At 57.5% G+C, this 13,752-nt stretch carries 9 protein-coding genes; 8 read left to right on the plus strand and 1 reads right to left on the minus strand.

The genetic code is table 11. The annotated features are described in order from the left end of the window. The first annotated feature begins 62 nt into the window (after positions 1-62). The 7 genes from FHR66_RS01015 (at position 63) to FHR66_RS01045 (ending at position 10,685) form a co-directional block, all read left to right on the plus strand. On the plus strand, positions 63-1,433 hold the full coding sequence (locus FHR66_RS01015) for a pyridoxal-phosphate dependent enzyme (protein WP_010340227.1): 1,371 nt from the start codon (positions 63-65) through the stop codon (positions 1,431-1,433). Positions 1,434-1,518: 85 nt separating this feature from the next. Next, entirely contained in the window at positions 1,519-2,703 is a 1,185-nt protein-coding gene (locus FHR66_RS01020; protein WP_160968865.1) for a cystathionine gamma-synthase, read from the plus strand. Positions 2,704-2,936: 233 nt separating this feature from the next. Further along, the gene (locus FHR66_RS01025; RefSeq protein WP_343160682.1) at positions 2,937-3,587 is read left to right on the plus strand and encodes an ABC transporter permease; all 651 of its coding nucleotides are present in this window, start codon (positions 2,937-2,939) and stop codon (positions 3,585-3,587) included. A gap of 67 nt (positions 3,588-3,654) precedes the next feature. Beyond that, positions 3,655-4,305: an ABC transporter ATP-binding protein gene (locus tag FHR66_RS01030; protein WP_237475393.1), complete on the plus strand. Its 651-nt coding sequence runs from the start codon at positions 3,655-3,657 to the stop codon at positions 4,303-4,305. Continuing rightward, positions 4,305-6,437: a methyltransferase domain-containing protein gene (locus tag FHR66_RS01035; protein WP_208417122.1), complete on the plus strand. Its 2,133-nt coding sequence runs from the start codon at positions 4,305-4,307 to the stop codon at positions 6,435-6,437. Before FHR66_RS01030 ends, FHR66_RS01035 begins: the two co-directional genes overlap by 1 nt. 3 nt (positions 6,438-6,440) lie before the next feature. Further along, positions 6,441-8,633: a glycosyltransferase gene (locus FHR66_RS01040; RefSeq protein ID WP_160968873.1), complete on the plus strand. Its 2,193-nt coding sequence runs from the start codon at positions 6,441-6,443 to the stop codon at positions 8,631-8,633. 3 nt (positions 8,634-8,636) lie between these two features. After that, positions 8,637-10,685, plus strand: coding sequence for a glycosyltransferase family 2 protein (locus tag FHR66_RS01045; protein ID WP_160968875.1), 2,049 nt, complete (start codon positions 8,637-8,639; stop codon positions 10,683-10,685). A gap of 19 nt (positions 10,686-10,704) precedes the next feature. On the opposite strand, the gene galE is transcribed toward FHR66_RS01045, so the two are convergent. Then, positions 10,705-11,721 (minus strand): UDP-glucose 4-epimerase GalE, encoded by a 1,017-nt coding sequence (gene galE / locus FHR66_RS01050; RefSeq protein WP_160968877.1) that lies wholly within the window; start codon positions 11,719-11,721, stop codon positions 10,705-10,707. Between the two features lie 377 nt (positions 11,722-12,098). Here galE and FHR66_RS01055 point away from each other — a divergent pair, with 377 nt between their 5' ends. Next, positions 12,099-13,727, plus strand: a complete 1,629-nt coding sequence (locus FHR66_RS01055; RefSeq protein WP_160968879.1) for a hypothetical protein — start codon at positions 12,099-12,101, stop codon at positions 13,725-13,727. Positions 13,728-13,752: the final 25 nt, after the last annotated feature.

Raw genomic sequence — 13,752 nt, forward strand, 5'->3', positions numbered from 1 at the left:
CATCCCCGAGCGGGGATAATGACCGGTCCAGCCGCTGCCGCGGCGCGACGCATTCGGACCCGATGGCCATTCACTCCTCCGTACTCGACCTGATCGGCGACACCCCCATCGTCAAGGCCAGCAAGCTCGACACCGGGGTGTGCGAGCTGTACCTGAAGCTGGAGAGCGCCAATCCCGGCGGCTCGATCAAGGATCGCATCGGCCTGTCGATGATCGAGGCGGCCGAGCGCCGCGGCGATCTCAAGCCGGGCGCGGTGCTGGTCGAGGGTACCGCTGGCAATACCGGCATCGGCCTGGCCCTGGTCGCCCAGCAGAAGGGCTACAAGCTGATCCTGGTGGTCCCGGACAAGATGAGCCGGGAGAAGATCTTCAACCTGAAGGCGATGGGCGCCGAGGTCGTGCTGACCCGCTCCGACGTGGCCAAGGGCCACCCGGAGTACTACCAGGACCTGGCCGCGCGCATCGCCGCCGAGACCCCTGGCGCCTATTTCATCAACCAGTTCGGCAACCCCGACAATCCGGCCGCACACGAGTTCGGCACCGGCCCGGAGATCCTGCGGCAGATGGATGGCCGGCTGGACGCGATCGTGTTCGGTTGCGGCAGCTCCGGCACCATGACCGGCCTGTCGCGCGCCTTCGCCGCCGCCTCGCCGCACACCGAACTGGTGCTGGCCGACCCGGTCGGGTCGATCCTGACTGAGTACATCGAGCAGGGCACGGTCAGCGAGAAGTCCGGCAGCTGGCTGGTGGAAGGCATCGGCGAGGACTTCCTTCCGGCGATCTCCGATTTCAGCCGGGTCAAGAAGGCCTACTCGATCAGCGATGCCGAGAGCTTCCACACCGCGCGCGAGCTGCTGGCCAAGGAGGGCATCCTCGGTGGCTCCTCCACCGGCACCCTGCTGGCGGCGGCGTTGAAGTACTGCCGCGCACAGACCGAGCCCAAGCGGGTGCTGGTGTTTGTCTGCGACACCGGCAACAAGTACCTGTCGAAGATGTACAACGACTACTGGATGCTGGACAACGGCTTCCTGGAGCGCCCGCAGCACGGCGACCTGCGCGACCTGATCCTGCGCCCGTACAGCCAGCGCGACACCGTGGTGGTCGGCCCCAAGGACCTGCTGACCACCGCCTACCAGCGCATGAAACTGTACGACGTGTCGCAGCTGCCGGTGATGGAGGGCGACCAACTGGTTGGCATCGTCGACGAAAGCGACGTCTTGTTGCATGTATACGGCGACGAGGCGCGATTCCGCGACCCGGTCGCCACGGCCATGGTCAGCAAGCTCGACCGGCTGGACGTCAAATCGCCGATCGAGGCCCTGCTGCCGGTGTTCGATCGCGGTCAGGTCGCCATCGTGATGAACGAGGGCGCCTTCCTTGGCCTGATCACCCGTATCGACCTGCTCAACTACCTGCGCCGCCGGGTGCAGTAACACTCCCCGCGGCTGGCCGGCTCCGCTGCATTGGGCCATTCAGACCGCGCTGGTAGAATCACGCCCCTTTTCCGGTAACCCCCTCATGACGGACAACACGTCGAACCCCCAAGGCGACGGCCCAGCGCTGGCGCTGGCGACCCTGGCCATCCATGGCGGACAGCACCCGGACCCGTCCACCGGCGCGGTGATGCCGCCGATCTACGCGACCTCCACCTATGCTCAGTCCAGCCCCGGCGAGCATCAGGGGTTCGAGTACTCGCGCACCCACAACCCGACCCGCTTCGCCTACGAGCGCTGCGTGGCGGCCCTGGAAGGCGGCAGCCGCGGCTTCGCCTTCGCCTCCGGCATGGCGGCGACGGCCACGGTGATCGAGCTGCTGGACAGCGGCAGCCACGTCATCGCGATGGACGACTTGTACGGCGGCAGCTACCGCCTGTTCGAGCGGGTGCGCAAGCGCACCGCCGCGCTGGAGTTCGGCTTTGTCGACCTGACCGACCCGGCTGCGTTCGAGGCGGCGATCCGACCGACCACCAAAATGGTGTGGATCGAGACCCCGACCAATCCGATGCTGAAGATCGTCGATATCGCCGCGATCGCCGCAATCGCGCGCAAGCACGGTCTGCTGGTGGTGGTCGACAACACCTTCGCCTCGCCGCTGCTGCAGCGGCCGCTGGCGCTGGGCGCGGACATCGTGGTGCATTCAGCGACCAAGTACCTCAACGGCCATTCGGACATGGTCGGCGGCATGGCCGTGGTCGGCGACAACGCCGAACTGGCCGAGCAACTGGCCTTCCTGCAGAACTCGGTGGGCGGCGTGCAGGGTCCGTTCGACAGCTTCCTGGCCCTGCGCGGCCTGAAGACCCTGCCGCTGCGCATGCGCGCGCACTGCGACAACGCCCTGGCTCTGGCGCAGTGGCTGGAAACGCACCCGGCGGTGGAGAAGGTGATCTACCCGGGCCTGCCCTCGCACCCGCAGCACGCCCTGGCCGGCCGGCAGATGGCCGGCTACGGCGGCATCGTCTCGATCGTGCTCAAGGGCGGCTTCGATGCGGCCAAGCGTTTCTGCGAGCGCACCCGCCTGTTCACCCTGGCCGAATCCCTGGGTGGCGTCGAGAGCCTGGTCAACCACCCCGCAGTGATGACCCACGCCTCGGTGCCGGTGCAGCGCCGCGACCAGCTCGGCATCAGCGATGCGCTGGTGCGGCTGAGCGTGGGGGTGGAGGATGTAGGGGATTTGCGGAACGACTTGAAGGTAGCACTTGAATGACTAGCCAAAACCAGACGGGGACAGCAATACACACAGCCGAAAGTCGCGCCTCGGAACTGTCTTCTTCGCACTATGCGTGTTATCGGGACACTCAACAAGGCCCAATGCGATCGCTTGCTGCCGATGTGGTTGCCGGTATGGGCGCATGGCGTGCTTGGCTCTCTTTGGCTGTGTTGGACACCAAGCATAAGTACCGCCGTTCAATTCTAGGGCCACTTTGGATCACGATAAGCATGTTTGTGCTGATCCTTGGTGTTGGGCTGTTGTATAGCCAGCTGTTTCGAATGAATTTAAGGGATTATCTGCCTTATATCGCGCTTGGCGATATTATCTGGATCTATATCTCTACGACGGTCCAGGAGGGGTGCACCACTTTCACGGCTTCCGAAAACCTTATCCGTTCCATGCGGCTGCCGTTGACTCTGCACTGTATGCGGCTAGTGGTTCGCACTTTTATCGTGTTCTTGCACGGTGCAATTGCCTACATACCGTTCGCCATCTACCTGAAAATAGAGCCGCAAGCAATATGGTGGCTGGCCATTCCGGGCGTGGTTGCCATTCTTGTGGTGTCTATCCCAGTAACTGCGCTGTTCGGATTGCTCTCTGCACGATTTCGAGATCTGCAGCCAGCTATCGCAAACTTCATGCAGCTTGGCTTCTTCATGACGCCGATCATTTGGAAGGCCGATATGCTCGGGCCGCATCGGTGGGTTGCGGACTTCAACCCCGTATATCATTTCATCCAGCTCGTGCGTGCTCCACTCATGGGTGAGATGCCAGCCGCCCATTCCTACTGGGTGGTGATCGGATTCACTATTGGTTGCTACTTGGTCGCAGTGCCGTTTCTTGCTGTGAACAGGCATAAGATCTCCTTCTGGGTGTGAAATGACGTTCATTAGTGTTGTAAATTGCAGCGTAAAGTTGCCCATCTATGGCACCAATAATCGGTCCATGAAAGGTGTCATCATGGCTGCGGTTACCGGCGGAAAGGTCGCGCCCACAAGCCGCAATATCACAGTGGTGGACTCACTTCGGGATGTTTCGTTCGAATTGCGCGAGGGTGATAAGCTTGGCTTGGTCGGACACAATGGTGCTGGCAAGACTACGCTGCTGAAAACACTCGCTGGCATTTATGAGCCCACCTTCGGCTATGTACGAAGCCAGGGTCGCATCGCGAATCTTCTGGACGTGACGATGGGTATGGATTTCGAGGCGACAGGTCTCGAAAACGTGCGGCTGAAAGGCCTGCTGCATGGCTTGTCAAGCGCTGAAATAGCCAAAAAAATACCTGGTATTGTTGAGTTTTCTGGGCTTGGCAGCTACGTCGCAATGCCCGTGCGGGCTTACTCAAGCGGAATGCTGGTGCGGCTTGCTTTCGCCATCGCCACCAGCTTCGATGCAGAGATTTTGTTGATGGATGAATGGCTGGGTGTGGGTGATGCTGATTTTAATGCCCGGGCGCAGCAGCGCCTTGCTCATATCGTGAGCCAGGCGAGTATTTTGGTGTTGGCAAGCCACAATCAAGATATTATTAGCGCGAATTGCAATCGCATCATGCATCTTGAGCATGGTCGTGTGATCGCCGACGAGATGCGGAGCTAATGATTAATTCAGGCAGCGAGAATCGCGATTATTGGTTGAGCAGAGACGGGCGGCTGTATGCGGAACAACAGCGCATTCGTCGCGAGTTGAATAACGTAAATTACGAAATGCAGGAGCGCTGGCTGCAAGATTACTTGAGGAAGCTTGCGGCTGCCAAAGAAGGGCCGATCTCGGTGCTAGATTTCGGTTGTGGATTCGGAAGGATGACACATCTCCTTTCCGAAATCGATGGTGTCCACTACTATGGATTCGACATTTCCACGGCTATGGTGCAGCCGCTTTTGGATAGCCCGCCGGCCTCACTCGCTGATATCATCCATGAGCGGATCGCCATTGGTGAGGATTTGCCGTGGGGTCCAGAAAGCTTCGATGTGATATTTACTGTTTCTGTATTGATCCATAACAACCGCCAGCAAGCGCGCTCAGCGCTTGAGGCGATGCGGCATGTTTTGCGCAAAGATGGCGAAATATGCTTGATCGAGAATAAGCCGGTTTCGATCGATATTCTGGGTAATCGCTGGCACGCAGGATGTTGGACGCACGATTATGCTTTCACGTTGGCGCAGGATTTCGAGCTTGACGTTGACGGTGAATCCTTTCCCGATCATGGGCTTTATGTGTTGCGGCCCGCTGAGTCCAGCGAAGCTCGTTGTTTGCGCTGGTTTATTGGCGGACAGTTCGTGCCTGTGAGCAGAGCCGAGTATCTGGACAAGGTTCACGAAAATACTATCGCGGCCGTGCGTACGGCAGAGTCTGAATTCGCCTCGAAGGTCGAGGGGGCGGTGCTTGGAAAAGCGCACGATGCCGATGAAATGCTGCACGCCGCTGAGCGTGCAGCCGAGAAGCTGCTTGAGAAAGTGAGGGAGACGCGTCCGGAACTCTTGGAAGGCGCGGCATCGGATTCGCCGATGTATAGCGTGGTACAGCTGGGTGAACAGCTTGTTGATCGCATTCGCGACGAAACAGAAAGAAGTTCTGCTGATGCCGAACGACTTGCGGTCTTGGAGCGGCAGCTCGATTTGAGGGAGAAAATCAGAGCGGCGCTGCTCGGCCGTACCGAGAAGGGAGGCGTTTCGCATGGCTCCTCAACGTCTGCATCGCTCTCAACAGCTTCCTTGGTGCCCCCGCCGTACGAATTGGATTCTGCGCGGGACACCATGTTCACGCGCTCAGTTCCTGGTTTCGATAAAGTCTGCCACTTATTCCATCAGCAGTGGTTCGGCATCCGCGCGGCGGCCGGGGCGCTGCCTGGTCACAAGTTGGCAATCGATGCTGGCTCCAGTCCGACATCCGCCGATTTGGAGGACGTTTCCCAATGGCTGCAGGCGCGCGCTGTTGAGCGCCTCGTAGTGCATGGATTCTCGCTCCAGATGACCCACTGGATCAGGGGGCTGCGCGAAGCCGGGTTTGATCATGTATATCTCGTTTGGCATGGGGCACCGGTCATGTGGGTGCATACGGAGGAACGCAAGTTCTTTTCGATGGCTCTCAAAATGGCGCATGAGGGGTTGATCCGTCGCATTCAATGCATGCGTGGCGGGAGCGATGTCACGATCGGTGAGGTTGGCTGGAGGCCACAGATCTACAACGTTCCGCCTTTTGCCCCGTCGCTCAGGAGGAAGGTCGCCAGGCGTCGGGATGCGGCAACTGCTTTCTCGCCTTCCTGGAACCTTGTACATAAGAACCTGATGACCAATGTGGCAGCAGCCGTGCATTCGCCATCGGTCGGAAAGGTCTGGGTACTCGCGGATGATTTCCATCTGCCTTACACGCCCGGAAAACCGATTGAGCGGCTTCCGAAATTGGATGCAAGGCAGATGTTGCAGACCATGTCGCTTGCAGATCTGGTACTTAATGTCTCTATAGTCGACTGCCATCCAATGGTTGAGCTTGAAGCGCTGGCCGTGGGAACTCCGAGCATACGTGGACGCCTTGGCTTGGATGCTCTTGAGGATCATCCATACGTAAGGTGTACGCAGGTCGAAGACCCGCTTTCGGTAAGTGGTATTTCTGAAGCTATTTCTCGGGTGTTGTCCATAGATCACTCGGAGATGGACGGGATGATGGATTCCTACTGTGAGCAACTCACCGCCTTGGCCGCTACTCGCTATGCTGATTTTCTGGAGATATGATCGATGGGCTTGACAGTTTTTGTGACTCGGGAACTGTATCCCTTTACCGCTGGGGGCATCGGTCGTGTGGTGGCCAATATATTGGCCACGACGCCCGCAGAACAACGCGCGCATATGGCCGTGCTTTACATTGGCGACAATGTCTCTGCAGATAGCTTTTCATCCGTCTATCCCGACGTCGCATTTCTTGCGTTCGCCAGTCCCGATTACCAACTATGCGACGATCAGGGCAGGCGTTATGCTCCGATGCATAGCTACAGCAATACCGTGTTGCATTGGGAGTCGACGCTGGTTCTGCAGGGGCTGAGAAAATTACAGCAGCTCCATGGAAAACTCGATTACATAGAGTTTATCGACTGGGGTGCGGGCGCATTCGCTTGCACGCAGGAAAAGCTGCTTGGCAGCGACTTTGCCGAGACAGTGCTAGCCGTCCGTCTTCATACAACCGACAGCATTCTTTGCGATTTTGAGCCGCGCGCGCCTAGCGTGCATGGTTTGTGCCTTTACGATCTTGAGCGCAAGGCGTTGGCCGATTGCGATCTGATCGTCGCACAGTTGTCGACTGTGTCGCGTGCGTTCCAGCGTTTTTATGGATTTGATTCGGTCGAATGGGATAAGAAGGTCTGCTTGCATGCTCCGCCCGTGCTGCTGGATCATCTTGAACCTGTTTCAAGAAGTGTTGAGCTTGGCATCGACACGCCTCTGGTTTTTTCCTCCAAACTTCAAGATATCAAACGTCCGGACGTTTTTGTGAGGGGTTGTGTGCAGTTCATGCGCTCGGCTCCGAAGTACAACGGGAAAATCGTCTTCCTTGCTCACTCTTTCGACGCCAGTTACAGAGAAGCGATCATTTCTCTAATTCCTCAAGATCTGAAGGATCGGGTGTCCTTCAGAGCTGGGGTATCCGGGGCGGCGCGAGAGCAGGCAATCGGTGGGTCGGTATGCATCTTCCCGTCGCCTTGGGAATCTTTCTGCCTTGCGGCCTATGAGGCATCCCTGGCCGGTGCCGTTTGTGTGCTCAATGAGCGTAATCCCGCATTTGGCGCTGGAACTCCTTGGGTTGATGGTAGGAACTGTGCGAAGTTCGATGGAACGGCAGGCGGGCTTGCCTCAGCTCTACTTCATATATTCTCGGATGCGGGGGCGGTGGAGCGCGTTCCGGTTCAGGTTCCTGACGATGCGAAGCCATGGATGCGTCGTTACAGCGAGTCTCCTACAAGGCGTCCGGCGCTGCCGAGTCTGTCCGTTGTCATCCTGAATCAGGATGGCGGAAGTAACCTCTTAGCGACAGTCGACAGCGTCCTAGGTTCCAATGCGGCTATCAGTAAGATAGTTGTGGTTGACGATGCGTCGAGTGACCCGACCAGTCCGGACGCGCTGCATGCACTAGGTGGATTGGGCGAGGGGATCACGGTCGTTCGCCAAGTCATGCGTGGCGGCGGAGCGGTCGCGCGTAATGCTGCAATCGAACTTATCGAGTCGGATACGGTGTTCTTCATCCGCTCCGGTGAGTTTGTCAGCGCGGGCTTTTTGTCCAGGGGCTTGCATTGCCTTGCTAATCATCCGCGATGCGACGCGGTTACCGCGCAATATGGTGTTGCTTCTAATCTACCGTCAGCCGTCGATCGCAACGCCAACTTCGATCTGTACAGCATCTTTTGCGGAGAAGCTAGGCTTGGCGGACTGTACGAGAATCGTTTTGGCCCTGAGTCCTTCATGGTTCGGACGGCCGCCGCCCGGACGCTGCGCTTCGATGAAGCGTTGCCCGTTTCCGAAGGATGGGAATTTCTGCTCAGGCTATGTCAATTGGGCTCCGCGATTGTTGTTTCATCAGCAGTTGAAGTTGCGTCCTATCCCATGCATCCGATGACGAATGGAGTAGCGAGCCCCTCGGACGCCTATGTACAAGCGTATCGACGCCTTATGCACTCCAAGCAGATCAATCTCGGGTCATCGTTGGTTGTACCGGCATATGCAATCGGCGTGCAGGGCGGAGGTGGGTCCGGCATGGTCATTATTGGATCTGATGTGGCGTCGCAGCAACTGCGTGAACTGCGTGAAAGTGAAGCGGTGCGCTATGCATTGATGTGCGCGAGATTTTTGCAAAGGCGTGCACCATGGTCGCTGGGATTCGGCAAATGGCTGGCGCGCAAGACGCTCGGCGTTAGGGCTCGTTTGGGCAAGCGCGCGATCTAAAATATGCGCGCTTTTGTATTTGATGGCAGGGGCTCTACTCTTGACGAGGAAGACGCCCTTCTGCTGCAAGCCAGGTTGGCTTCCGAGCCCAGCGACAGCCTTTTGGTCATCATCGGAGAAGATAGAGGCCAACTTCGTTGGCGCAACAGGGTGTCGCTTAATGTTGATGCCGACGCAGAGCCCGGCTCTTCTCCAGAGCGCTTTCCGACCCTCGCTAGTAGTAACGATGACTTGGGTTTCTATCGAAGCACGTCTGTGATGCGGGGATTGCGTGCCCTGGATCTGCATGTGCGTGCCACATACATAGAGTTTCCCATATTCTGCGGAATCGCTTTTTCCACGCTGCAGGCACGTTTACTTAATGGGGGATTTGCTGGCGCCACCATTGCCGTTCGTCTAAATAGGTGCAGCGCGCTTGAGTCGATCCGTAGGGCGCGGCCCCTGTGTCTTGCTGACCTGAGGCTGATGGATCTGGAGCGCAAAGCACTACGCGACTGTGACCTTGCGGTTTGCCTTAACTCTTCGATCTCGAGTGATTTTTGTGGTGCGCTCGGCTTGGAAGCGGATGACCTGCAGGAGCGCTTGGCGTGCGCGGTGGTGCAGGCTCCCTGTGCCATAGACATGGCTGGGAGCGTGGCTGTCAATGATTTCGTTTGCGTTTCCGACGAGCCTCAGTCATTGCGCACCGTGATTAGAGGCTTTGTCGGGCTGTGTAGACAAAATCCCCGATGGCGCGGCGGTATTCGTCTGGATATGGCGGCCGCTGGAGCGGACCTTGCATTGGTGCCCGCGGATCTTCGTGGTCGCGTTAGACAGTTACCCTCGGATTGGAGTAAATCCGCAAATTCGACGACAGTTGCAATTTTTGCTAATCGCTGGGCGCCTGCCGCGATGCAAGTCATCGAGACTGCGTCAAACGGAGTGCGTTGCGTTGTCAATGCTGCCAATCCAGCCTTGCGCGAGGAGTCGGGTTGGAAGGTTGGACATAATGTCCTTGCGTACAATGGCGAAGTGACGCAACTGCTTGATGCGTTGGCTCAGTCTTTAACTTGGCGCCCGTCTCTGGGGCCGCCGGCGCTTCCGGTATGGCCGTTGCGTGACGGTAGTGATTCGCGTGAGGAGGCAACTTTTGAAGCTCCGCGTGTCACTGTTGTGGTTACCCACTTCAATTTGGGCGAATACATAGGTAGTACGTTGGCGAGCGTGTGGTCTTCAAGCTACCCAAATCTCGATGTTCTGGTCGTGGATGACGCATCCACGGACGAGGCGTCCCGGAGCACGCTTCGACGTCTCGAGCAGGAACAGAGCGGCCGCCTGAGAGTGGTATGGTTGCCTTACAACATAGGACTTTCTGCTGCCCGCAACGTGGGAGTGCTGGCGGCTAGTGGGGATTATGTGCTTGCACTTGACGCCGACGACATCATTAGCCCTGCGTTTATTGAGCTCGCGGTTGCGGCACTGCAACGAAATCGCGAGTTCGATTTCGTCGTCCCCAAGGCCGCTTATTTCACCTCAATGTCTCGCGAGCAGGATTTTAATTCATTAGAAATGAAATATGTTATTCCCTTGTTGGGGGAGGGGTTTTGGTCCGGTCGATATATGAACTCGTTTTCCACCGCTACATGCCTTGCCAGGCGTGCGGTAGTGGCAGGACTTCGCTATCGCGAAGATCTAAGAGCGTACGAGGATTGGGAGTTCTATCGCCGAGCTCTCTCGGACGGTCACCGGTTCATCGTGACGCCAGACGTACATTTTCTATATCGACAGCGGCCAGGATCAATGATCCATTCTGCTGACATGCGGCGACGCCATGCTTGTCTCGTCATGGAAATGGTGCCTATCAATGGGGCTGAAGGCGGCCTCGCCAGCCTCCAACCCATCATTGCGCCAGAACAGATCCCGGGTAGTGCCTTTTCTGGATTGTTGCTCTCGGAGCTGGAGCAGTCGTTGAGCCAACTCAATGTGCTTCGTCGTCTTCCTGGCTTCAGCCTTCTGATCAGGGTGCTCTATCGCCTTGCTAGGCGGGTACCGGGCCACTCGGGCAGAAGTTGAGCCTCGTTCGGGCGCAGTGCTAAGTGCCAGCGACCGGCTTTTGCAATGTCTGCTGCCAGCGCCAAGCGTCCTTGCACATCGCCATGAGATCACGCTTGGCTTTCCAGCCCATTCTTTCCTCTGCTAAAGACGGGTCAGCCCAGCTTTCCGGTATGTCGCCGGGGCGCCTGTCCACAAGATCGAAGGGGATCGATTGGCCTGATGCCGTTTCAAATGCTCGAATGATTTCCAGGACCGAGTACCCGCGGCCAGTGCCAAGGTTAATAGCGTCGAGGTCCGTGATGGCGTCAATATGCTCGAGCGCCTGCACATGGGCTTCGGCTAGGTCACAGACATGTATGAAGTCTCTTACGCCAGTGCCGTCGGGCGTAGGGTAGTCGTGGCCGAAGACCTTCACGGAAGAATGCCACCCGTGTGCCACCTGTGCCACGAAGGGGACGAGGTTACTGGGTTTGCCAACGGGTCGCTCCCCAATGAGCGCTGACGGGTGGGCGCCCGCAGGATTGAAGTAGCGCAAGTTGATTGCCTTGAGGTTCGGATCCGCGGCACGTGCGTCCAGAATGATGTGTTCGCCGAAGAGTTTGGTGCGTCCGTAAGGCGTGGAAGTGGAGAGGGCAGCATCTTCCTTGACTGGGCACCTTTCGGGTACGCCGTAAACATTCGCCGACGAGCTGAAGACAAGCTTCTTGCAGCCCAGTTGCGCCATGCACTGCAGGAGATTTACCGTGCCGCCGATGTTGCTGGCGTAATAGCTGAGAGGATGCTCCAGACTCTCGCCCACGGACTTCAATGCAGCAAAATGGATGACTGCCTCCGGGACGAACTGACGCATACATTCCAGTAGGGCGCCGCTATCGCGAACATCGCCTACCACGAGCGGCGCGGGCTTATGGGTGATGGCCGTTATCGCTTCCGTGACATCGCTACGCGAATTGCAAAGATTGTCGTAGATCAATAGCTCATGCCCGCGCTGCAACAGTTCCACGCAAACGTGGCTGCCGATGTAGCCAGCTCCACCTGTTACCAGAATGCGCATTTAGACCCCATTGCATCGAATGACCGCTGATTTTCGCAGAAAGAGCGTTGGAATTCCAGGCCGTGATGGCTAAAAGATCTTTGCTTGCAATCCACTGGTTGCCGCGCTCGCCCCGACAAACCATCGACGCTACGCGCGATGCCGTCGCTAGCCGCCGAGGGTGGCCGGACGCAGAAATTATGGTACGCAGCCTCCGCCCCGCGTGTCCCCCGCCGGCTTGGTTGCTGTGATCATTGGGCACCAAAATGCGCACGAAGGTGCATGGTATGATGTACGGTCGTGATGAAGCTCGCTCAAGTCGCGTGTGGCATGGCCGGCGGAAAGGTCCAGCTCTTAGGCGATTTCCTCAAACGTAACCGATGGGTGTAAGTGTGCGCATGCTTGGACGTGATATGGGTTGGAAAGGTTTAACAAAAGATCTCACCATCGAGAGGTGCTTGAATATACTGATCGCTTCTTTGGCGATCTTGATAGCGTTAGCGCCCTCTGCTCAATTGGTTTATGCATTGCGTCACGTCGGGATGCAAGAGGATGCGATGATTGGTCTGAGGCACCTTCGCAATATGCTGGAGGGGCATGGTCTTGTCTACAATGTGGGCTACTCAGCGCTCGGGGTCACAGATCCATTGTTTTGGCTCGCTTCCAGCGTCATAGTCAAGCCGCTGATGGTGTTGACTGGAAGTCGGGATGTTCTGGCACTTCACTACTTGGCATGTGTAATCTTCAATGTAGCCGCAATGGTGATCCTGGTGTATCGGGCGCCAAGGGGTACGCGCACATTGACGGCTGTCGTTCTCGCCGTGTGTTCGGTCTTTTTCTTTTGGCCATTACGCTTTCTGTACCTCGGGCTAGAAGGTTCTTTCTTGCTGCTTTCTGTTGCGGTTCTAGCCTGGATGGCTGGCACCTTGGGTCAGGCAAGGTCCTACTTGATGGCGGGTATCGCCGCAGTTCTTGCCTGGAACCGACCTGAGATCGCCATTGTCGCGTTCTTGAGCGTTGTACCCTATCTCCTGTTACAGCGCGGCCGGCGGCAGGTGCTGCGCGACACCTCCGCGTATGCGGTTGGCGTGGTGACGGTGCCGATTGTGTTTTGGATGATTTCAGGACGATGGGTGCCTGGAACAGTTGCTGCCAAGGCCTACTTCGGGGCTCCTTCTAACCCCCTCACCTTTGATGCAATCCTGAATCGGTTCGACTATCTGGATGCCTTTATCGGGATGGGTGCAGGGGTCAGCTTGGCGCTGCTCAGTCTTGTTGGCATAATCGCGCTTGCCGATGCGTTCATCTTTTTCAAGCAAGGGCGGAACAGCGTGCCTTGGCGCAAGGGCGTCTATTCGCTGTTCGTGGCCGGTTATAGCTGCTTTATTCTCTTGATCCCATCTTTGTGGGAATGGTACGTTAGTTTCTGGCTGGCATTCGTACTTGTGTTGCTTTCTCGTCTTGTGGTGACGGCGATACTTTGGATGCGCGCAGAGGACGTCGGCGCGGCTCGCCGAACTACGGTATTTGGATTCTGCGTACTGGCGCTGTGCTGGCTAGCTGTTCCGCGGACCGAGGCAAAACGTGTCGAGATTATTTCCTGGATCCAGCAGGACGCGGGTTTCCGTGGGCGACTGTCGCATGAGCTGAATGATCGCTGGCATGCAAAGTCCGTCTGGATGGAAGCCGCTGGCTGGCAGGGTTACTTCAATGATGCACACGTCTTTGATGAGGTGGGGCTGGTGGATGAAAGCGCTCTGGCCCGAGCGCGCGATTATGGCTGCCGATATTTCGTGCGTTCTTTGCAGGATCTAAAGCCGCAGTTTGTAATCAAGAGACGCTTCGAGGTGGAGAGAAATACGATGGTGACTCCCCCCAAGAGTTGCCTTGGCGCGCCGTTGTTCTCAACGCAGGAGGATAGGGCGTGGTTCTTCGATAACTACGACCGCGTAGAGACGTACGAGACTCCATCGCCGGGTTACTTTGGAGAATACTCTGTGCTTGACCTTTATCGTCTCAAGCGCTGATCGCGCACTGTTTTTATGACCCCGC

Source organism: Xanthomonas sp. F4 (genome assembly GCF_011761895.1).

Excerpts from the sequence above, each read along its gene's own strand:
- FHR66_RS01015 (WP_010340227.1), top strand. The coding sequence starts at position 63 with ATGGCCATTCACTCCTCCGTACTCGACCTGATCGGCGACACCCCCATC.
- FHR66_RS01020 (WP_160968865.1), top strand. The coding sequence starts at position 1,519 with ATGACGGACAACACGTCGAACCCCCAAGGCGACGGCCCAGCGCTGGCG.
- FHR66_RS01025 (WP_343160682.1), top strand. The coding sequence starts at position 2,937 with ATGTTTGTGCTGATCCTTGGTGTTGGGCTGTTGTATAGCCAGCTGTTT.
- FHR66_RS01030 (WP_237475393.1), top strand. The coding sequence starts at position 3,655 with ATGAAAGGTGTCATCATGGCTGCGGTTACCGGCGGAAAGGTCGCGCCC.
- FHR66_RS01035 (WP_208417122.1), top strand. The coding sequence starts at position 4,305 with ATGATTAATTCAGGCAGCGAGAATCGCGATTATTGGTTGAGCAGAGAC.
- FHR66_RS01040 (WP_160968873.1), top strand. The coding sequence starts at position 6,441 with ATGGGCTTGACAGTTTTTGTGACTCGGGAACTGTATCCCTTTACCGCT.
- FHR66_RS01045 (WP_160968875.1), top strand. The coding sequence starts at position 8,637 with ATGCGCGCTTTTGTATTTGATGGCAGGGGCTCTACTCTTGACGAGGAA.
- galE (WP_160968877.1), bottom strand. The coding sequence starts at position 11,721 with ATGCGCATTCTGGTAACAGGTGGAGCTGGCTACATCGGCAGCCACGTT.
- FHR66_RS01055 (WP_160968879.1), top strand. The coding sequence starts at position 12,099 with ATGCTTGGACGTGATATGGGTTGGAAAGGTTTAACAAAAGATCTCACC.